A 20,546-nucleotide genomic window follows, 5' to 3' on the forward strand; every position below is an offset into this window, starting at 1 on the left:
ATAGGCGCGTGGACCGATTATGCGCCGGTGTATCACCTGCCGGCGATCGCGCTCGGTCATGGCGCGCCGACGCTGGCGCTGGCCGGACTGGGCATCGTGGCCGGCTTGCTGGCGCCGCTGTACCTGGCGCTGCTCGATGCCAGCCGCGCGCTGTTCGGCCGCTGGCAAGCGGCGCTGTGCCTAAAGCTGGCGCTGGGCGGCTTGCTGGTGGGCGCCCTGTCGATCATCGAGCCTGGCGTGTGGGGCAATGGCTACAGCGTGGTGAATGCGGTGTTGCAGGGCACCTGGCTGTGGCAGGGGCTGCTGGCGATACTGCTGCTCAAGCTGCTGGCGGTGGCGGCCACCACCGGCTCCGGTGCGGTCGGCGGCATTTTCACGCCGACCCTGTTTGTCGGCGCGGTGAGCGGCGCCTTGTTCGGCGCCGCCTGCTCGGCCTTGTGGCCGGGCTTGGTCCCGGTGCCGGCGGCGGTCGCGGTCGGCATGGGCGCGATGCTGGCGGCATGCACCCATGCGCCGCTGATGTCGATCCTGATGCTGTTCGAAATGACGGAAAATTATGGGTTGATGGTGCCGCTGATGGCGGCCTGCGTGCTCAGCTACTCGATTGCCCGGGTGCTGCGGCCGAACTCGATCTACGCCGGCGCCAACGGCCAGGCGCGGCACGCGCCGCTGCTGACCAGCGCCGCCGACCTGCTGCGCGACGGGGCGCCGCTGATCCGCAGCGGCCAGGCCATCGGGGAACTGGAGCAGGTGTTCCTGCGCCAGCGCTGGCAGCATGCATACGTGCTGGATGCGGCCGGACTGTTTCTCGGCGCCGTATCGCTGCATGACTTTATGCCGCTGCTGGGCGATGCGGCCGCCGCCGATGCCGGCGCCGCATGGCCGGCCTCCCTGCTGCGGGCCGACTACCCGCGGGTGCGTCGCGGCGATCCGCTGTGGCAGGTGATGGAAACCTTTGTACTCCATCCGGGCGAGCGCCTGCCGGTGATCGACGACGACGGCCGCCTGGCCGGTTATCTGACCAAGACCGACGTGGTGCTGCTGTTCCGCCAGCTGGCCGGCGGGTAGGCCGGGGTCAGCCTTCCGGTTCGCGCCGGCGCAAGCTGTCGCGGTAACGATGCGGCGTCATGCCGACATGCCGCGCAAACACCACCCGCATGCGCGCCGGGCTGCCGAAGCCGCAATGGTAGGCAATCGTCTTCAGCGCCAGCCCGCTGTTTTCCAGCAGATGGCGGGCGGTGGCGATACGGACCTGCTGCACGAATTGCGCGGGCGTGACGTTCATCTGCTTGACGAATACACGCGCAAAATTGCGTGTGCTCATTTTCGCGACCTGGGCCAGCTGCTCGACCGACAGCGATTCCGTCAGGTGGTGCATTACATGGTGCTGCATCACGGTCGCCAGGGTATCCGGCTCGCTTGTCGCCAGTCTCACTGCGCGCCCAATTGCTGGAGCGCTTGCGCGGCGCTGCTGTTGTGCTGTTCGATCGCCAGCGCCAGCGGGGTGCGCCCGTTGGCGTCGATGTGGTTCAGGTCGGCGCCGTGTTCGCGCAGCAGCGGCAGCATGTCGAGCCGGCCGAACAGGGTGGCAAACGAGACCGCGGTTTCGCCGGCGTTGTTGGCCTGGTCGATGTCGCAAGAGGTCGCCATCAGCGTCCTGGCGACGTCGGCATCGCCCTTGAACAGCGCACCCATCAGCGCCGTGTTGCCGCGTTTGTCCGCCGTGCACGCATTGGCGCCGCGTTCGATCAGCAAGGCCAGCGCCGCGCTCTGGTGGTTGTATGCACTCAGCGTCAGCGCGGTGTAGCCTTCCGCCGTGGTGCTTTCGATGGGGAATCTGGCGTCGATCAGCGCTTGCAGGATGTCGGTGCGGCCGGCGCGCGCGGCGGCGAACCAGGAATCGGCATAGTCGGGCGGATTGGCTGTTTCAGCGTGGGCGATCGAGCCGGTCGACAGTATCACCGCCAGCATGGCCGTGGCGAGCAGGGCGCCGGCCAGGTAGGGCGATTTCAGTAAGAATTTTTGCATGATGTTGTTCCCGAAAAATCCGGTCCTGCCGAGGCATGCGGCAAGACCGGAGAGCTTTGTTAATCGCTGAGTTTTGCCGCCGCTGCCTGCACCCGGGCCACGTCGGCATGGGTCGCCTTCGCCAGGCGCTTGCCGTAGTCCGCATCCGCCTTGTAGAAGTACGACAGCATGGTGTACTTGTTACCTTCGTGGCTGACATGGTTCAAGTCGCCCGACAGGTTGCTGATCAGTTCCTGCTTGGCCGCTTCCGACAGCGAGCGGTAGAACTCGCCGGCCTGGCGGAAGTTTTGCGTCTTGTGGATGGCGGCCTGCTGCGTCGTGCCGGCCAGCGGGGTGGTTTCATATTTGTATTGCGGCGACTGCTCCAGTTCGCCGATGCTGGACGGCTCGTAGTTCACTTCGCCCTGGCGGCCGCCGGCATACATGGCGCCGTCCTGGTTGTTATTGACGACCTTCGCGAGCGGGCGATTGATCGGCAGGCTGCTGAAGTTGGCGCCCAGGCGGTACATCTGGGTGTCGGCGTACGAAAACAGCCGGCCTTGCAGCATGCGGTCTTCCGACGGCTCGATGCCGGGCACCAGGCGCGACGGCGCAAACGCGGATTCTTCGGTTGTTTCGAAGTAGTTATTCGGGATGCGGTTCAAGGTCATCGTTCCGACCTTTTGTTCGGCGATGCTGGCCGGCCATTCCTTGGTATCGTCGAGCGGATCGAAGTCGAACTTGTCCAGATCGGCCGGCGCCAGCACTTGCACATACAAATCCCAGCCCGGGAACTTGCCGGCCTTGACGGAGCCGTACAGGTCGTTGCTCATCAGATTCCAGTCGGCGCCTATCGAGGCGGCAACATCCTTGCCGGCGATGTTATGCAAGCCTTGCAAGCTCTTCCAGTGGAACTTGACGTAATTCACCTTGCCTGCGGCATTGACGAACTTGAACGCATGCACGCCAAAACCGTCCATATTGCGGTACGAGTCCGGCATGCCGTTCTCGTGATACATATGGGTCAGCATATTGGTCGCCTCCGGGGTATGGGCGAAGAAGTCGTAGGCCAGGTTGGCGTCCTGCACGCCGGTGACGGCCGATGGCTTGTTGGCGTGCACGAAGTCGGGGAACTTGATGGCGTCGCGGATGAAGAAGATCGGCTGGTTGATGCCGACGATGTCCCAGTTGCCTTCCTGGGTGTAGAACTTGACCGCGAAGCCGCGCGGATCGCGCGCCTGTTCCGGCGAACCGCGATAGCCCATCACGGTCGAAAAGCGCACGAACACCGGCGTCTTGGTGCCGGGCTTGAATACCTGGGCGCGGGTCAGGGCGCTGATATCGGCGCTCGGCACAAATTCACCGAAAATGCCGGTGCCGCGCGCGTGCACCACGCGCTCCGGGATGCGTTCGCGGTCGAAGCGTTGCAGCTTTTCGATCAGTTGCGAGTCTTGCAGCAGCACCGGGCCGCGCGGGCCGGCGGTTTGCGAGTTTTGGTTGTCGCCGACCGGCGAGCCATTGTCCCGCGTCAGCTGGGTAGGCGAGCTGACTTGCGCCAAAGCCATGCTTGAAGCCAATGCGGCGACCGCAAAAGCCACATGTTTTTTAGGTGTTTTCATTGTCGGTTTCTTTCTTTTTGGTAGACAGAAACCAAACAATACCGGACGGAAACTTATTGTGGAATTATATTGTTTCTATGACTTTGATAGTTTTTATGGTGGCAGTTTTTGATGCCTGAATGGCAGATTTCAATCCTTTTTTCAATCGGGCGCAGGGTTGTTTTATGCGATGATGCTTGGTTTTTTTATAAAATTACCTGACAGTATCAGCATATATTTGCCTGCGCCCGGACGGGCAGCGATCACCTGCGGTTCGGATTATTCGGATGGTCGTCATACCGGTTCGGCACGCCATCGTGGTCGCGGTCGCCGCGCGGTCCGTGATTTCCGCGGCCCATTCCCGGTGGCGGTCCCGGGCGGGGATCGGCTTGCCAGCCGCCGCGATTGAAACGCCAGCCGCCATGGGTTTGCTGCCATTCCGGCCGCGCATAATGCTGGCCCGGATGTAGCCGTTCCCAATGTCCCGCCATCCACACATGCCGGTGGCCATTCCAGTTCCAGTAGCCGGGCGCCCATTCGTAGCCGCGCCGGGGTGCCGGCATGACTTCGTAGCGTGGCGGCGGTGGAGCGGTATTGATCACGATGCTTAAACCGGCCTGCGCCATGGCTTGCGTCGGCATCAGCGCCGCGCTGCCCAGCACGATTGCCGCCGCGCCGCAAAGAAGGAAGGTTTTCATGGTGTTCTCCAAGTGAAGTACATAGCTTCACTATAGAGCGCCGTTAGCAGGACGGCATGTTTCATACGTCTGCTTACACCCGATACATTAGGTCATGTATTTATGTGCGCCAATGAACAGACATTTCCCTCATCAGATCGCCGCCCTCGGCGATTGCAAAGCGAAAATAAGTAACGATGTTGTATTTAGGCGACGTTTCTTCCCGCTTGACAACTCAACCCGATATCGCTTGCCGCGTTCTTTTATGACGGCCACGCCCTTGATTGCTCTTGGCAGCGCCATGAAAGATTATTTTTAAGGCATGCAATGACATTCTTTGCAAGTCATCTCTATGTAACACAGGATTTGTAGCATACCGCTCAGTTTGATCCGGGCAAGCCCGGACGCTGTTCGCTGAAAAGCTGGTTCTCTTACGAATCCAGGGGACGCCCTGAATTCCTGGCAGACATTCCACATCCCTTATATTGCAAAGAATCGTGTCATGAAATTCCAACGTACCCATATCGCGAGCGCGGTAGCGCTGTTTGTCCTTGGTTTGTGCGCCCAGGCGCAAGCTCAAACCACCACCAGCGCCGCGGCGCCGCAGGCCAGCGCCGCGCCGGCGGAAACCAGCGCCGCCGACAGCGTGATCGTCACCGGCACCCGGCGCTCGAACCGCACCCAGTTCGACACCATGGCGCCGGTGGACGTGTTCACCCGTGAAGATATCGGCGCGGTCGAGTCGCACGACTTGAACGATGTGCTGGCGCAACTGGTGCCGTCGTTCGTGGTACAGCGTTTGCCGCTCGCCGATGGCCAGGTCTTCGTGCGTCCGGCAACCTTGCGCGGCCTGTCGCCGGACCAGACCCTGGTGCTGGTCAACGGCAAGCGTTTCCACCGCAGCGCCTTGCTGGGCGCGCGCGGCGCGCAGGCGGCCGACCTGGCGCAAATCCCGGTCAGCGCGATCAAGCGGATTGAAGTGTTGCGCGACGGCGCGTCGGCCCAGTATGGTTCCGATGCGATCGCCGGCGTCATCAACATCATTCTCGACGACAGCATCGGCACCGACATCTCGCTGCGCGGTTCGCGTTATTCGGCGGGCGACGGACGCGGCCTGGAATTGAATGCGCGTCACGGTTTTGCCGTCGGCGACACCGGCCGGGTAGCGCTGTTCGCCGAAGCGGGGCAGTCCGATCCGACCTCGCGCACCCGCCAGCGCGCCGACGCGATCGCCTTCCAGGCCGCGCATCCGAACTTGAGCGTGCCGAATCCGGTACAGCGCTGGGGCCAGCCGGAACTGGAAAACCAGCGGCTCGGCTTCGAAGCCAGCGCCACCCTGTGGAACGACGTCGGTTTTTACAGCCACGGCATGTTCGGCCATAGCGACGGCAGCACCGATTTCAACTGGCGCAATCCGGACACCACGGCCGGCGCCTACAAGCTGAGCACCGCGCTCCCGGGCTGGGACTTGCGCAAGCTGTATCCGGTCGGCTTCAGCCCGCAATATTCGAACCAGCAAAACGACGTGCAACTGGTCGGCGGCTTGCGCGGCCACTTCACCGATGCGTTCGGCTGGGATGTCAGCGCCTCGTTCGGCCGCAGCCGCATCGACTATACGCTGGGTAACTCGATCAACGCATCGCTGGGACCGGCCAGCCCGACTTCGTTCTACCTGGGCCAATTGTCGCAGCAAGAAAAAATCGTCAACGCCAACTTCAACTATGAATTGCCGATGGCGGCATTGCCGCAGCCGATCAACATCGCCTTCGGCACCGAGTGGCGCAAGGAAACCTATGGCATCAAGGCCGGCGATCCGGCATCGTATGCCGTCGGCCCCGGCGCGGCGACCGGACTGGACGCCAACTCCAGCGGCGCGCCCGGTTACAGCGACCGCCAGGCCGGCAGCTGGGACGAGAACAGCTATGCCGCCTATGTCGACGTGGAAGTGCCGTTCACCGAGCGGTTCAGCATCGGCACGGCGGCCCGCTATGAACATTTTTCCGAGTTCGGCGACACCGTCAACGGCAAGCTGTCGGCGCGCTACACGGTGACGCCGGACTTCGCGCTGCGCGGTTCGTATTCGACCGGTTTCCGCGCCCCGACGCCGGGCCAGTTGAATACCAACATCACCAACCAGGGCCTCGACACCAAGACCTTGCAAGTGTTTACCAGCGGCCGCCTGGCGAACAGCGATCCGCTGGCGATACTGCTCGGCGCACAGCCATTAAAACCGGAAAAATCGAAGAATGCCTCGCTCGGTTTTACGTGGAAGACGGCCTACGGTTATTCCGGCTCGGTCGATTTGTATAACATCAAGGTCAGCGACCGCTTCAGCACCTCGGCCTCGTTCGCGGTGCCGGCCGGTCTCGCCAATCCGCTGCATTACACCTCGGTCAGCTATTTCACCAATGACTTCGACACCACCACGCGCGGCGTCGATATCGTCGGCAATTACCTGAAGGCGCTCGGTATCGGCAAACTGAACCTGACGGTGGCGTACAACTACAACAGCACCAAGGTCGATAACGGCAAATCCAGCCTGGTCACCAGCGACGCCCAGCGCACCGTCTTCGAACAGCAACTGCCGCGCCAAAAAGCCACCTTCAGCGCCGCCTACGATTGGGACCAGTGGAGCGCGCTGGCCAAGGTGCGCTACTACGGCGCCTGGACCGACAGCTCGGGCAACTCGACCGGCGATATCTTCCAGCGCTTTGGTTCGATGAAATTCCTCGACCTGGCCGGCAGCTACAAGTTCAACAAGATGCATTCGCTGCGTTTTGGCGTCGACAACGTGCTCAATAAATATCCGGACGAGGCAACCTTCCAGGCCAGCCGCGGTCTGATTTATTCGCGCAATGCGCCATACGATACCGATGGCCGCAATCTGTACGTCGAATACCGGGTGAAATTTTGAGTGATGACATGACTGTCAACCAGGCTGTCAACCGGCGCCGCCGCGCCTGGCTGCGGACCGGCATGCTGCTGCCGCTGGTTCCGGGCTGTGCGCTGGCCGCCGGCCAGGCGCCGCTGGCTGCGCTGCCGGCGGCGCCGTCCGGCGTGGCGGCCGATGCGCTGGCGCTGGACCGGCAATACTGGTCCGGCGTCGCCGCGCAATACGACATGAGCGATCAGGCGGTGCTGCTCGATAACGGTTACTGGGGATCGATGGCGCGCCCGGTGCTGGCCGCCTACCAGGAAAACCTTGCCAGGGTGAATCGCGGCAATTCTTTCTATGCGCGCCAGGATTTTCCGCACGACTACCAGGCGGCGCGCCGCCGCACGGCCACGGCGCTCGGCGTGGCGCCCGATGAAATCGTGTTTACCCGCGGCGCCACCGAAGCGCTGCTGGCGCTGATCGGCGGCTATCGCGGCTTGCGCAGCGGCGACACGGTGCTGTACGCCGATATCGATTACGACGGCATGATTTGCGCCATGCAATGGCTGAAACAGCGCCGCGGCGTCGACGTGGTGTCGATCAGCTTGCCGGAACCGGCCACCCATCAATCCGTGATCGACTGTTATGCGCAGGCGCTGGAGCGGCATCCGAAGTTGAAATTGATGTTGCTGACCCACGTCAACCACCGCAACGGCATGGTGTTGCCGGTGGCCGAGATCAGCCGCATGGCGCGCCGGCGCGGCGTCGACGTCATCGTCGACACGGCGCACGGCTTCGGCCAACTGGACATGCGCATTCCGGATCTGGAAGCGGACTTCGCCGGCATCAACCTGCACAAATGGATAGGCGCGCCGGTCGGGGTGGGGGCGGTGTACATCAAGCGCAGCCGCATCGAAGACATCGAGCCCTGCATGGGGCAACCCGACGACGCCAACGTCTACAACCGGGTGCATACCGGCACCGCCAACTTTGCGGCGTTCATGACCTTGCCGCTGGCGTTCGACTTGCACGACCAGATCGGCGTGGCCAACAAGCAGGCCCGCCTGCGGCTGTTGCGCAACCGCTGGGTCGAAGCGGCGCGCGACATCAAGGGCATCGACGTGCTGGCCTCGCCGGATCCGCGCCTGGCCAGCGCGATCTCGTCGTTCCGCCTGCGCGGCAAAACCTCGCTGGCGGATAATGTGGCGCTGGCGAAGCGCTTGCTGGATGAGCACGGCATCTTTACGGTGCACCGCGACGGCCTGGCGTCGGGTGCGTGCATCCGGGTGACGCCGGCGGTGTTCACGCCGGAAGAGGATATGGACCGGCTGCTGCTGGCGTTGCGGAAGATTGCCGGCAGTGCCTAGGTATCCGCGCGGCTGCCGACGGCACTGCCGGCAGCGTCGTCAGCCATGCCTGTTTGATGCCGGACGCCGGTTTCGATCAGGCCGGTCTGGCCTTGCGTCGAACGGCAAAGCCGATCAGGCCCAGGCCAGCGAGCAGCATGCCGTATGTTTCCGGCTCAGGTACCGCGGCAGTGATATTGGCTGTGTAAGCCATATTACTGGCAGTCCACGGGCTCCACGACTGATTCGCTAAAAGAGGGTCGTTGGCGGTCGAATAAACGAATTTGCCCGGCAGGCCGCCATTATTGCCCGATCCTTGAAAGGTGGCCGATGGAATCGGGCTGGTCACGCCTGCGACCGTCAGATACGCGATATAACTGGTATTTGCCTGCAATGCCAGGTTAATGCCGGTCGCCCCGATTGCTTGTGCTCCGCCACCGTATGATATTGGCGAGCTTGTGTACAAGGCGGGTCCGATGGCCTTGTTGCCATCCCAGGCTGCAATCGTTAAGGCGGCGTTTCCTTTAGTTCCTGAAAGCGCATAAAAGGTGAAGTCTTCCAGTATTCCGCCGGGCGAGGTGAAGGTTTCGCCGTAATTCGGGGTCGCTCCTTTGCCGAAAGTCCAAATGGGGGTCGACGATAGGCCAACGTTGGAGTATGTGGTGGCGTGGGCATGCATGGATGCGCTGACGATGAGAGTGCTCAGCAGCAGTTTGGCGAAATGTATCTTTTTCATTTTCCCTATTTAATTATCAATAACACAAATATTAATTATACATCGTTTAATGAAAAAATATTACTAATTGAGTATTTATTTTCAAGGTAATTTTTTATTCATCGTCATCGTTATCGGCGAACCTGCGCGATTATTCCTGGCACCGTGTCGCATGCAAGCGTCGTGACAGTGGGTTCATGTTGTGGGCCGGGGCGCGGATGCCGAGCAGTGGGGGCGCGGGCGGCGGACTGGTTATGCTCAAGCGCCTTCATGACGGTTTTGCCATCCTCAACGCCGTGCCGATAAATGTACCACCTGCCTGTATCGAACTAATCGTATCTGCGGAAAGCATTCAATTGATGCCCGCGCATGCGGGGAACACAGGTGGGCCGAATCACCGGCGCCACCAGTGACCGGTTCATCCCCGCGCATGCGGGGAACACGGAATATCCCATTATGAATAATGATGCGCTGATGGTTCATCCCCGCGCATGCGGGGAACACCCAGTGGCGCGGGGATCGGCAGCGCTAATGCTCGGTTCATCCCCGCGCATGCGGGGAACACTTGACGCCAGCGGCCAGCGATGGAGAAAAAATCGGTTCATCCCCGCGCATGCGGGGAACACGCGCATCGGGTATGCTGCCGGGTCGACGTTCACGGTTCATCCCCGCGCATGCGGGGAACACCCATTGGTGCGGCGTTGATTGTTGTTTTGGCGCGGTTCATCCCCGCGCATGCGGGGAACACGTACTAAGACGGAACGGGGCTCCCCGCTAAAACGGTTCATCCCCGCGCATGCGGGGAACACCGCATTGCACGGTCAAACTCCTGACCACTGGTCGGTTCATCCCCGCGCATGCGGGGAACACTATTGCTGACAATGCATGGCGGGCTGCTGCGGCGGTTCATCCCCGCGCATGCGGGGAACACGCGAACGCATCCCAGGTTACGTCAAGCTCGGCCGGTTCATCCCCGCGCATGCGGGGAACACATAATCCCGCTCCACCACCCACGGGTGAGCGGCGGTTCATCCCCGCGCATGCGGGGATCACGCCACCACCAGCACCAGCAAGTACAAGACCCTCGGTTCATCCCCGCGCATGCGGGGAACACAAATTCCTTCGAGGGGTTAAAAATCATCCGCACGGTTCATCCCCGCGCATGCGGGGAACACTTACCGAATCCGCGTGACTCGAAGTCAACCGCCGGTTCATCCCCGCGCATGCGGGGAACACTGCGTTGCCGCTGCCGTGCACTATTGTCAGGCCGGTTCATCCCCGCGCATGCGGGGAACACTGCATATCGAAGGAAAGACGGCCTGTCAGCATCGGTTCATCCCCGCGCATGCGGGGAACACACCAATTATAAGTCATTGATTACAATAACTTAAATGGCATATGATTTTTCTACCGATTTTTCAGGCGTTTTGGAGAAGCATTGATATGGATGTTTTTCGGCGGCATCAGCGCTCTCAAACAGCCTATCTGCGCGACCTCTTGTACTGCTCCAGCAACTGTTCCATCGTCGTGCTGCGGGTATGCAGTTGCAGCGGTCCCGGCGGGGCGAAGTTGGTGAAGCGGACTACCCAGTCGTGCTCTTCGGTGCCGACGTCGAGTGCGTTGATGCAGCCTGCCGTTTGCGCCATGTTGCCGAGGAAGAGGCGCTGGCCGGTCAGTGCGTAGGACAGGATCGCCCGGTTGACGCCGCCGTGCAAGACCAGCAGCACGGTGTCCCACGACGGGTCGGCGCGCAGTTTGTCCAGCGCGGGAAACACGCGGTCCATCAATTCGCCGACCGATTCGCCGCCGAGGAATTGCTTGTCTTCCGGCACCACGCCGTAGAAGGCGCCGGTGAAGGCGTCTTGCAGGTCGGCGTCGGAAATGGTCGACAGACGGCCACCGCGCAATTCTTCCAGTTCCGGCCATTGTTCGATAGCGATCTGCTGGCCCGCTTCGGCCAGTACGCGGATTGCGGTTTCTACCGTGCGCGGCAAGCCGGACACGATGACGCGGTCGAAGCGCACTTGCTGCGCGGCGAAGGCTGCGCCGGCCGCGGTCGCTTGCTTGCGGCCAGATTCATTCAGGGGGACTGATTCTGGCAGGAATGGTTTGCCGCTGTCGTCGAAGTACGTCACGCTGCCGTGGCGCATCAGGAAGACGCGCCGTCTTGAAGAAACAAGTTTGCTCATGGGAACCTGGAAAAAGAATGCCGGTGCACCACACTGGCGCTACCGGCGTTGGCCCCTATGATAACGCTAAATCAGCATGCACTATTGCTTCAGAAGAATACTGCGGTGCGGCTGATGATGGCGCCGGTATTGCCGTATGGCGCCTTGGCGCGCACCGAGCCGGTATTGGCGACGCCGTCGTCGAGCTTGCTGTCTAGCTGTTCGGCGAACGATTCGGGCAAGTTGTCGAAGCGGATGCCGTTGCCGGAACGTCCGCCGACTTCGTCGTTGTACAGGTAGACGGCGCCGCCCTGGGCGCTGGTCATGAATTGCGAGGTGCCGTTGTAGGAGCCGGTGATGAAGCCGCCCAGCGCCAGATGTTGCGGCGCCAGCGTGAATTCGCGCGGCTGGCCGTCGCCGATCTGGCCGTCGCCATTGCCGTTGCCGGCCGAGTTAGGTACGTGCAAGGTGCCCTGGATATCGTCGCCGGGCAGCGCGCGGAATTTGTCCTGGTAGGCGTTGACGGCGGCCGTCAGCGAATTCGATTGCTGGATCAGGTTCTTGACCTTGGCGCTGTCGATCAAGCCTTGGCCCTTGAGTACGCCGCCCAGCAGCAAGCCGATAATCACCAGCACGATGGCGATTTCCACGAGGGTAAAACCGTGCTGGCGGCGGGCGGTGGTTGACATGAGGACTCCTTTTCTTTCAGTAAGTGTTGCCGTATCAGTCTAATCAAATTGGCTGTTCAATGGAGAAATTTCTCATCTTTGCCGCGCGGCAATTTCCTGTAAGCGACGCTCCAGGAATGCCAGTTCATGCGGATCGGAAATTTGTCCACTGCTGATCATGCCGCCGATCAGGATTTTTGCGCTGTCGAGTTCGTTCATGTCTTCCAGGATGAAAATTTCCAGCTCGCGCGCCCAGGCCGGCATCTCGGCTGCGTTCGCCTGTTCGCGGATTGCTTGCGCATAGTGGCGCGCCAGCGGCAAGTCGTGCAGGCGGTGCTTGGCGACAATGGCGGCGTGGGCCAGCCACGGCCAGCGCCGGTGCGGGTCTTCGGCAAACCGGCGCGCGATAAAATCGAGCATGATGCGGCTGCGCACCGGATCGGGCACGGCCGCGTAGATTTCGCTGGCGGCCATCAATGGATATTGCCCGCGCGGATCGAGGTCCAGCGCCGCGCCCAGCCAGTCTCGCAGGCGGTCGTAATCGAGTTGCGTCCAGCGCAGGCTGATGCCGTCCTGATCTTCAAACCCTTGCAGGTACAACATGGTCGCCTTGGACAAGGCCAGCGGTTCGCCGAGGCTGGCCAGTTGCAGCATCGCCGGCGCCGGCGCCGGCGGCAATGGCCGGCCGCTGGCGGGCGGCAGCGGATGGGCCAGGTGCCAGCCGCATTGCAGCAGCGCGGCCAGTCCCAGCGCGGCCAGCACGCTGTTTGGTATATGGGAGAGGGGTTTCAGCATCATCAAATATTCTTGCGGTACAGGTCGAACAGCGCGGCCGATGTCATCAGCGCGACGTAGATGACTGTTTGCGACAGGATATCCAGCAAGGCCGCGCTATTGCCGGTGTGATACAGCAGCCATTCGGTGCGCGTAAAACCATCCAGTCTCGGCAGCAGGAAAGCGAGCGAGTTGATGCCGCTGCTCAAGATTTGTTGTTGCCAGGAATGTGCACCGCTCCCCGCATGGACTAGCAGTTGCAAGCCGCTGATGCTGCGCGCCAGCAGATAAAAGCCGGCGCACGCGGCCAGCGCCGGCATCACCTGGCTCAGGCTGAGTACGCACAGCAGGGCAAACGCGGCGACGATCCACAGTTCGCACAGCAGCGACATGCTCCACAGTGCGCTTTGGAACAGCGGCGCAAAGAACAGGCTCAGCAGGCCGAACAGCAGCGCGGGAATCAGCGCCAGCAAGCCGAATCCGCACAGCTTGCCCAGCAGATAGGATGAGCGCGGCATCGGCAGCGCCAGCAACAGTTCCAGTCCCTTGTCGTTGGCTTCGCGCACCATGCTGGTGACGACAAACGTCGCGATCAAGAACACCGCGGCAAAGCGCAGCAGCGCCGCCAGCAGCGCGGCTTGCATTTGCCGGCTTTCGGTCAGCGCCAATTCATTCAAAAAACCGCTGAGGCCGACCGCGATGCAGGCGACCAGCAGGAATAAGCAGGCCAGCCGGTTGCGCAATGCTTCCAGCAAGGTGTAGCGGGCAATTGTCGGTATCGGATGTATCATCGATCTACTATAAAGGCAGGCGCTGCGCCGCGACCATGCGGTGGTACAGGATATTCGGCGATAGCCAGACGACGATATCGTCGAATTCGCCGCCCGGACCGCCATCGCTGGCGGGCCGGCTGATGAAGGTGGTGGCATTGGCGCTATTGTTGCGCTCATCGACATTGGTGCCGGCCGGGGTGGCGCTGGACACGCCTGAGCCGCTGGTCGCGCCAAAACCGTTTTTGCCGTGCGACATGATCAGCGCCGGAATATCTTTCAAGGCTGTCGCTTGCACCAGCGCACCGTCGGCGCCACGCGTGACGACGCTGATGTCGCGCGGCGTTTGCAGCGAAAACAAGACGGTGGCATTGCTAAACGCCGGCGTCACGCTGTAGCGCAACAGGTGGTCCCAGCTATCGGTTTTTTGCAGGCCGAGCGTCGCCCACGGCAGGAAGCCATCGCGTTTGTCGTTGGCGCAGGCGCCGCCGCGGCGGTCTTCCAGCCCGTTGCTGGCGGAAATGGCCGGGCAGGGCAGGTAGCCGTAGCGCACCGCAAAGCCGGTCAGCGCTTCTTTCGCTTCGTCCAGCGCCTTGTTGGTATCCGCTACCTTGCGCTGTTCGATCTGCACCGCCAGCGGCGTGACCAGGCCGCCTATCATCAAGCCGACGATCAAAAGCACGATGGCGATTTCAAGCAGGCTGAAGCCGTTTTGTCGTCCCATAACTCTTTTCTCATGATGCTTTCTCATGGCAAGTTCCGCGCCGCGCGCATGCGTTGGTACAAAGCTGGCAGGGTACTCCACACCAGCATGTCGTCGAAGGTTCCGCCCGGCTGGGCCGTATCGTCGCTGGCCATGCGGCTGATGAAGCGCACACTGGCTTGCTGGTTGGCCGCTTCATCCAGATTGCCTTGCGCCATGTTAGCCTGGGTCATGCCATTGGCCGCAACACCAACGTTATTCCGGCCCTGAGAAAAGACCACGAATGGCAGGCACTGGCTGCTTAAGCCGCACACAGTGTAGCCGGCAAGCAAGAATAATCGGCCACGCTCGTCGCGGCTGTGCACGGTCTTGGTCGCCACCGCCGACAGCGCGGCAATCGGCGCCACCGTCATTGCCGGCGTGACGCTGTAGCGCAGCAACTTGCCCCAGCTATCCGCGCCATCGATACCCAACGTGACCCACGGCAAAAAACCGCTGCAATCGGCTTCGCTGCGGCAGGCGGCGGATTGTTCGCGGCCATCGAGGCTGGATGCGGCCGGACGCGGCAAGCGGCCATTGACGGCCGCAAAACCGAGCAGCGCTTCGCGCGCTTGCACCAGTGTCGCCAGCGTCTTGCGTTCGCGCTGCGCTTGCTGGGTATTCTTGCCGAAAACGCCGATCAGCAGGCTGGCCGCGCCCAGGCCGAGCACGGCGACCAGGATCAGCAAGGCCGCACCGCGCTGGTTCGCATGGTGGCGTGCGTCAAGGTTCATGGTCTTCACTGACGCTGCCGTGGTTCGGATCAAAACGCTGGCCCGGCTTCAAGATCACCTTGCGGCCATTCGACAATTGCAGCGTCAGCGTCTGGTTTTTATTCAGCGTGTTATTGCCATCGTTTTGCGGCGCATCGTTCAGCCACGCGGTCGATTTGCCGCTGCTGCGCTTGACCAAGCCATTCAGCAACACCGGTTCGGCTAGCGCTGCGGGCGGCGCAGCGCTAGCCGGGGCCGCTTCGGTTTGCGGCGGCGGATCGCGTTGCAGGTCGAGCGCGCCGCGTTCTGCCGGCGATAAAAACAAGCGGCCCAGTTGCGGCGCCGCGGCATGCACCAGCACCGGCATGCTTGCCAGTAATGCTGACATGATCCATCCGTGCTTGTTCATGGCGCCGCGCCTTGCTGCTCCAGCGTCAGCCAGACCAGCGTGCAATCGGCCGACAGATGGGGCGCGAGGGCCGTTTGTTCCACCGCGCTGTTGCGTTTTATCGTGCATTGTTGTACTGCGAAATAATTGCGTTGCCGCAGGTCGTCGAGGAAATGGAATAAATCCATTTCATGTAGCAAGTCCATATGCAGTTCCATTTTGCTGCCGCGTAATTGATAGGGCCCCATAGCGACCCGCGCATCGGTCTTGAATACTTGCTGTGCGTCGATGTCATAAGTGATTGGCAGCAATTTGCGCTGTTGCTGGCTGCGATGGATCACCTCGATCCAGTCCAGCCGGTTTTCCGCGCCGAGCAAGTTCTTTTGCTGCAAGGCGACGTAGGCGGGCTGGAAAGTGCGGATGTCCTGTTTTTCATTTTCCACATGATTAAAGCGCTCGGATGCGGCATTCCGCGCCTGTTGCGCCTGCTTCAGCCTGTCGTCCTGCTGATGCAGATAATGGTTGCTGACGCCAATCGCGGCGATGGCGCCCGGCACGGCCAGCGCGCAGCACAGCAATGGCCGGCGTATCAGTCCCAGTTCGCCGAGCCACGACGCCTGCGGGCGCGCCGCCGATGTTTTCTTTTTTAAACTGTTCATGGCCGCCACACCAGCTTGAGGATAAATCTGGCCTGGCGATGGTCCGCCGTCGCCGCTGTCTTGCCGGATAATGTGGCGGCGGGCCGCAAATCGAGCGGCATGTCGACGATTTCGACGCGCATGGCCGGCAGCCGCGCCAATTGCTGGGTGAATTGATTGATGTTGCCCAGGGCGCTACGGTAATCGTTTTGCGGCAAGTTCACTTCCGCTTCCAGGCGCAGGCTTTGCGGCGGGCCCAGCGGCATGCCGGCCAGCGCCAACGGCAGCGCTTCGCCTTTCACTTTCAAGAACGGCAGCTCGGCTTGCCAGTGCAGTTGTATCAGATTGATGGCCGGCGACTGCTCCAGCGCCTGGCTGACCATCACCAGCATCGCTTGCGGGCCGGGCGCCTGGCTGCTGATCAGGCGTTCCAGGCTGACCGCGCTTTTCATGTCGCCGGCTTTTGCCAGCACCGGCGGCAGCGACGACATGATGGCTTGATAGCGCTGGTCGTAGGAGGCCGCTTCGGCTTGCAGCCGGCTGCCGTCGTTCGATACCAGCACGATGCTCCAGATATTCCATGCCAGCCACAATACGCCCACGGTCGCCGCCAGCGCGGTGCTGGCGTACAGGCCCAGCCGGGCGCGCCATAATTGGTAAAAGCGGGCGCGCGGCCCCAGCGGATAATGGCTGGCCGGCTGTTTCTTGCCCAGTAGCGACAGCAGCAATGGGTCGGCCAGCAGCGGCGCATTATGCAAGCCCAGCCGTTTGCTGGCGACCGCCATGTCGATGAACTGGTAGGCCAGCTCGACGCCGTCCCGGCACAGCGCCTGCAAGGCGGCGATGTGCGGCCCCGGCGCCAGTATCGCCGTGTGCAGCACGTCGCCGCGCTCCAGCAAACGGGTGCTGGTGAGGAATTGGCGGGTCTTTTCGGTTTCCGTTGCAACATTGACAGACAGGCCGTCGCGGTCGATGGCCGGCGTCAGGCGGCTGAAACGCAGCTTGCCTTGCTCAAAATAACTTTGGCGCAAGCCGCCCGATTGCTGGGTGATCAGCAATAAATGCTCTTGCCGCAGCTTCAATCTACCGACCAGCGCGGCGCCCAGCAAGCTGCTGGAATACAGGCCGGCCAGCGGAATTTTTAAATATTCCAGCGCTTCCAGCCACGGCTGCAACAGCGACGGATTGGTCAGCGCATTGAATAGCACCTGGTTGTCGCGCCGGCCCGCCGTGTCGCGGCCGAGTATGCTTGCCATGCGGAATGGCGTGTCGCGATACAACTGGGTCAGGCGGCGCGTGATCAATTCCCGGCCTGCCTTGCCGCCTACATGGGGTAGCAACTGGCGCTGGAAATCTTCCTCGATCAAATCGGTCAGCAAATAGGCTGGCACGGTAGAGCGGCTTTCCAGGTAGGCGGCGAACTGGTCCAGGCCATCGGCGTTGGCGGCAAACTGCTGGCCCGGCGACAATTTTCCGTGCCGCCAGTCGTAGGCGCACAGCTGATCGCTGGTCACATAGAATAATTGCTGATGGAATAAGGGGAACACAGTCGGCCTCATGTCTTGATGGTGCTGATCGTGTCGTAAATCGGCCCCAGCACCGACAGCATGATCCAGCCCAGCAACAGCCCCAGGATCACGGTCATGGCCGGTTCTATCATCGCTTGCACCTTTTCAATCAGTTCCTTGACTTCGCGGTTGTAGAAATAACTGACATTGCGCAAGGCTGTATCGAGCGAGCCGGTCGCTTCGCCGACTTTCAGCATGCGGATCACCAGCGGCGGAAAGATGCCGGCCTGCTGGAACGCCGCCGTGATGCCTTGTCCCTCAGAAATATAGGCAGCGGCACGGCGCAAGCCGGCCGCGATCAGGCGGTTGCCGGTGATGCCTTCGGACAAGCGCATGCAGTCGAGGATGGTGATGCCGGAGCCATACATCAGGGCAAAAAAGGTGGCGAAACGGGCCAGTATGATTTTGTGCAAGACCGGTCCCAGCAACCAGGCACGTAGCTTGAAAGCATCCCAGGCATACGCCGCCCGCTCGCTGCGCTTGATCCAGGCCCGCAAGAAAATAGGGGAAATGACCGGCAAAGCCAGCAAGATATACCAGTAATCGATGAAGATGTTCGAGATGGCAATCAGTGCGCGGGTGTGGAAAGGCAATTCACCGCCCATGTTCTTGATGAAGGCGGTCAATTGCGGCACCAGGTACATCATCAGGAAAAACGTCACGGCGGTGACCACCAGCGCGACGATGACCGGGTAGGTGATGATTTTCCTGGTGTGCGCCGCCAGCTCGTCTTGCCACTTCAAGCTTTCCGACAAGTTCTTGAACACCTCGGCCAGCTTGCCGCTTTGCTCGCCGGCCATGATCAGGCTGGTGAAGGTGGCGTCGAAAATATCCGGATGCTGGGCCAGCGCGGCCGACAGGTGCAAGCCGCCTTCTATGCTTTCGATCAAGTCGGTCACCACTTCGCGCAAACGCGGGTGGTCGGTGCTGTCGCGCAAGTCGTCCAGACCTTCCAGGATCGGCACGCCGGCGCCGGTCAATTGCTCCATATGGAAACAGAAGTTGATCAGGTCGGTCCGGCGTATCACCCGCTTGCCGAGCAAGATCACATGCTGGCCGGTGATCTTGCAATCGATCAAGTCCAACTGCATGCGGTGCAAGCGCGACTCCAGGTCCGGCACATTGCTGGCGTCCATGCTGCCGGGTATCAGTTCCCCGCTCGCATCCATGGCGCGGTAGGTATATTGCGGCATCAGGCCAGCCTGTCCGTCAAGTCGACCACGCGCGCGACTTCTTCCAGCGTCGTCAAGCCTTCGCGCACGCGGCGCACACCGTCATCGACCAGCGACTGGAAACCGGCGGCCATGGCGGCATTTTTCAGCTCGCGCGACGAGGCGCGGCGGGCCACCAGTTCATCGAGCTCCGGCGTCATTTTCAAGATTTCCATGATCGCCAGGCGGCCCTTGTAGCCTTGGTGCTGGCAGCGTTCGCATGCGCCGGCGCGGCAGATCGTGGCCGCCGCATCGTCGGCATGCAGACCCAGCAGCTTGTGTTCAAGCGCATCGGCTGGGTGTTCCTGTTTGCAATACGGACACAAGCGGCGCACCAGCCGCTGCGCGATGATGCCGATGATATTGCCGGCCATGATATCGGGCAAGATGCCGATATCGAGCAAGCGCGACACCGAGCCGACCGCCGACGCCGTGTGCAGCGTCGAATACACCTGGTGTCCCGTCATCGCGGCGGAAAACGCCATGTCGGCGGTTTCCTTGTCGCGGATTTCGCCGACCAGTATCACGTCCGGGTCTTGCCGCATCATCGAGCGGATGCCGTCGGCAAAACCCATCTTGGCCGATTCATTGACCGAGGTCTGGCGTATCATCGTCATCGGGTACTCGACCGGATCTTCCATCGTCATGATGTTGATGCTCTCGGTATTGATGTGATTCAAGATCGAATACAAGGTGGTGGTCTTGCCGCTGCCGGTCGGACCGGTCACCAGTATCATGCCGTCGGGCCGGGCAATCATCAGTTTTAGCAGGTTCAGTTCGCTTTCCGCCAGGCCCAGGCCCTCCAGCGGGACAATGCCTTTTTGGCGGTCCAGCACGCGCAAGACAAAATTTTCGCCATGCGTGGTCGGTTGCGCCGACGCCCGGAAATCGATTTGTCGGCCAGAAAATTTAATCGAAATGCGACCGTCTTGCGGCGCGCGCGCTTCGGCGATATTCATATTGCTCATCACCTTCAGCCGCACCGCCATTGCCGGCCAGTACGATTTATGCAGGCTGCGTATCTGCCGCAAGATGCCGTCGATGCGGTAGCGTATCCGCAAGAACGATTGTTCCGGCTCGAAATGGATGTCGGAGGCGCTGTTTTGCACCGCGTCGGCCAGCAGCGCATCGATCAGGCGCACCATCGGCTGGCTGTACTCATCCGACGTCGAGGCCATGCTGGCGTAATTGACTTCGCCGGTCTCGATTTCATGCAGGATGCCGTCGATCGACAATTCAAAGCCGTAATACTGGTCGATCGCGCGCGAAATATCGGACTCATTGACCAGCAGCGTCGAAATGGTGATGCCCTTGACCAGCATCGCGCTGATCTGGTCGAGCGCGACGATATTGCTGGTATCGGCCATTGCCAGGATCAGGTTGTCGTGATCGCGTTCATAGACGATGGGAAACACGCGGTAGCGCTTGGCCACTTCTTTCGGGATCAGTTTCAAGGCGATGGCGTCGACCACCAGGCTGCCCAGGTCGGCGCTTTGCTGTTTCAGGTTTTCGCTGAGCGCTACCCGCACCGTTGCTTCGGTGACAAAGCCGAGCGTAATCAACAGTTTCCCCAATGGTTCGCTGCTGCGTTTTTGCTCGATCAGCGCGATGCGCAGCTGGTCTTCGCTGATCACGCCTTTCTGGATCAGCAGCTTGCCCAGCGGAAGTTTTGCCTGTTCTGCCATCGC

General features: G+C 61.3%; 19 protein-coding genes and 1 CRISPR repeat array. Of the genes, 3 read left to right on the plus strand and 16 right to left on the minus strand.

Going from position 1 to position 20,546, the window contains the following annotated elements; translation table 11 throughout:
* Positions 1-27 precede the first annotated feature (27 nt).
* Positions 28-1,068: a chloride channel protein gene (locus tag GJA_RS09745; protein WP_051780576.1), complete on the plus strand. Its 1,041-nt coding sequence runs from the start codon at positions 28-30 to the stop codon at positions 1,066-1,068.
* A 7-nt stretch (positions 1,069-1,075) separates the two neighbouring features.
* On the opposite strand, the gene GJA_RS09750 is transcribed toward GJA_RS09745, so the two are convergent.
* The 4 genes from GJA_RS09750 to GJA_RS09765 form a co-directional block, all read right to left on the minus strand.
* Positions 1,076-1,435: a helix-turn-helix domain-containing protein gene (locus GJA_RS09750; RefSeq protein WP_051780578.1), complete on the minus strand. Its 360-nt coding sequence runs from the start codon at positions 1,433-1,435 to the stop codon at positions 1,076-1,078.
* Complete coding sequence (locus GJA_RS09755; protein WP_038491524.1) at positions 1,432-2,028, minus strand: ankyrin repeat domain-containing protein; 597 nt, start codon at positions 2,026-2,028, stop codon at positions 1,432-1,434. Before GJA_RS09755 ends, GJA_RS09750 begins: the two co-directional genes overlap by 4 nt.
* Before the next feature lie 59 nt (positions 2,029-2,087).
* Positions 2,088-3,626 carry a catalase gene (locus GJA_RS09760; RefSeq protein WP_038491527.1) on the minus strand — a complete coding sequence of 513 codons (1,539 nt, stop codon included), beginning with the start codon at positions 3,624-3,626 and terminating at the stop codon, positions 2,088-2,090.
* 242 nt (positions 3,627-3,868) lie between these two features.
* Positions 3,869-4,303 (minus strand): YXWGXW repeat-containing protein, encoded by a 435-nt coding sequence (locus GJA_RS09765; protein WP_038491530.1) that lies wholly within the window; start codon positions 4,301-4,303, stop codon positions 3,869-3,871.
* 481 nt (positions 4,304-4,784) lie between these two features.
* On the opposite strand from GJA_RS09765, the gene GJA_RS09770 reads away from it, so the two are divergent.
* Positions 4,785-7,196: a TonB-dependent receptor plug domain-containing protein gene (locus GJA_RS09770; protein ID WP_038491533.1), complete on the plus strand. Its 2,412-nt coding sequence runs from the start codon at positions 4,785-4,787 to the stop codon at positions 7,194-7,196.
* 8 nt (positions 7,197-7,204) lie between these two features.
* Positions 7,205-8,524 (plus strand): aminotransferase class V-fold PLP-dependent enzyme, encoded by a 1,320-nt coding sequence (locus GJA_RS09775; protein WP_038491536.1) that lies wholly within the window; start codon positions 7,205-7,207, stop codon positions 8,522-8,524.
* A 76-nt stretch (positions 8,525-8,600) separates the two neighbouring features.
* Here the strand turns inward: GJA_RS09775 and GJA_RS28255 are convergent, their stop codons facing one another.
* From GJA_RS28255 to GJA_RS09835, 12 genes are all read right to left on the minus strand, one after another.
* Positions 8,601-9,239 carry a PEP-CTERM sorting domain-containing protein gene (locus tag GJA_RS28255; protein WP_038491539.1) on the minus strand — a complete coding sequence of 213 codons (639 nt, stop codon included), beginning with the start codon at positions 9,237-9,239 and terminating at the stop codon, positions 8,601-8,603.
* A 332-nt stretch (positions 9,240-9,571) separates the two neighbouring features.
* Positions 9,572-10,576: direct repeats of the CRISPR family, unit length 29 nt; unit sequence CGGTTCATCCCCGCGCATGCGGGGAACAC.
* Between the two features lie 123 nt (positions 10,577-10,699).
* The gene (locus tag GJA_RS09785; protein WP_038491543.1) at positions 10,700-11,407 is read right to left on the minus strand and encodes a histidine phosphatase family protein; all 708 of its coding nucleotides are present in this window, start codon (positions 11,405-11,407) and stop codon (positions 10,700-10,702) included.
* 89 nt (positions 11,408-11,496) lie between these two features.
* Entirely contained in the window at positions 11,497-12,075 is a 579-nt protein-coding gene (locus GJA_RS09790) for a prepilin-type N-terminal cleavage/methylation domain-containing protein (RefSeq protein ID WP_038491546.1), read from the minus strand.
* A 72-nt stretch (positions 12,076-12,147) separates the two neighbouring features.
* Complete coding sequence (locus GJA_RS09795) at positions 12,148-12,852, minus strand: hypothetical protein (RefSeq protein WP_038491549.1); 705 nt, start codon at positions 12,850-12,852, stop codon at positions 12,148-12,150.
* Entirely contained in the window at positions 12,852-13,619 is a 768-nt protein-coding gene (locus GJA_RS09800) for an ABC transporter permease (RefSeq protein ID WP_038491551.1), read from the minus strand. Before GJA_RS09800 ends, GJA_RS09795 begins: the two co-directional genes overlap by 1 nt.
* Positions 13,620-13,626: 7 nt before the next feature.
* Positions 13,627-14,322, minus strand: a complete 696-nt coding sequence (locus GJA_RS09805) for a type II secretion system protein (protein WP_038491554.1) — start codon at positions 14,320-14,322, stop codon at positions 13,627-13,629.
* A gap of 23 nt (positions 14,323-14,345) precedes the next feature.
* Positions 14,346-15,074, minus strand: coding sequence for a hypothetical protein (locus GJA_RS09810; RefSeq protein ID WP_038491557.1), 729 nt, complete (start codon positions 15,072-15,074; stop codon positions 14,346-14,348).
* A complete protein-coding gene (locus GJA_RS09815; RefSeq protein WP_144241471.1) occupies positions 15,064-15,441 on the minus strand; it encodes a hypothetical protein in 378 nt (125 codons plus the stop codon). The genes GJA_RS09810 and GJA_RS09815 overlap by 11 nt, the downstream gene beginning before the upstream one ends.
* 17 nt (positions 15,442-15,458) lie before the next feature.
* Positions 15,459-16,100 carry a hypothetical protein gene (locus tag GJA_RS09820; protein ID WP_038499296.1) on the minus strand — a complete coding sequence of 214 codons (642 nt, stop codon included), beginning with the start codon at positions 16,098-16,100 and terminating at the stop codon, positions 15,459-15,461.
* Positions 16,097-17,593 (minus strand): hypothetical protein, encoded by a 1,497-nt coding sequence (locus tag GJA_RS09825; protein WP_242404500.1) that lies wholly within the window; start codon positions 17,591-17,593, stop codon positions 16,097-16,099. The genes GJA_RS09820 and GJA_RS09825 overlap by 4 nt, the downstream gene beginning before the upstream one ends.
* A 41-nt stretch (positions 17,594-17,634) precedes the next feature.
* On the minus strand, positions 17,635-18,840 hold the full coding sequence (locus GJA_RS09830) for a type II secretion system F family protein (protein WP_038491567.1): 1,206 nt from the start codon (positions 18,838-18,840) through the stop codon (positions 17,635-17,637).
* A complete protein-coding gene (locus tag GJA_RS09835; RefSeq protein WP_038499299.1) occupies positions 18,840-20,543 on the minus strand; it encodes a GspE/PulE family protein in 1,704 nt (567 codons plus the stop codon). The genes GJA_RS09830 and GJA_RS09835 overlap by 1 nt, the downstream gene beginning before the upstream one ends.
* Positions 20,544-20,546: the final 3 nt, after the last annotated feature.

The organism is Janthinobacterium agaricidamnosum NBRC 102515 = DSM 9628, from assembly GCF_000723165.1.
In the GTDB taxonomy this organism is placed as follows: domain Bacteria; phylum Pseudomonadota; class Gammaproteobacteria; order Burkholderiales; family Burkholderiaceae_D; genus Janthinobacterium; species Janthinobacterium agaricidamnosum.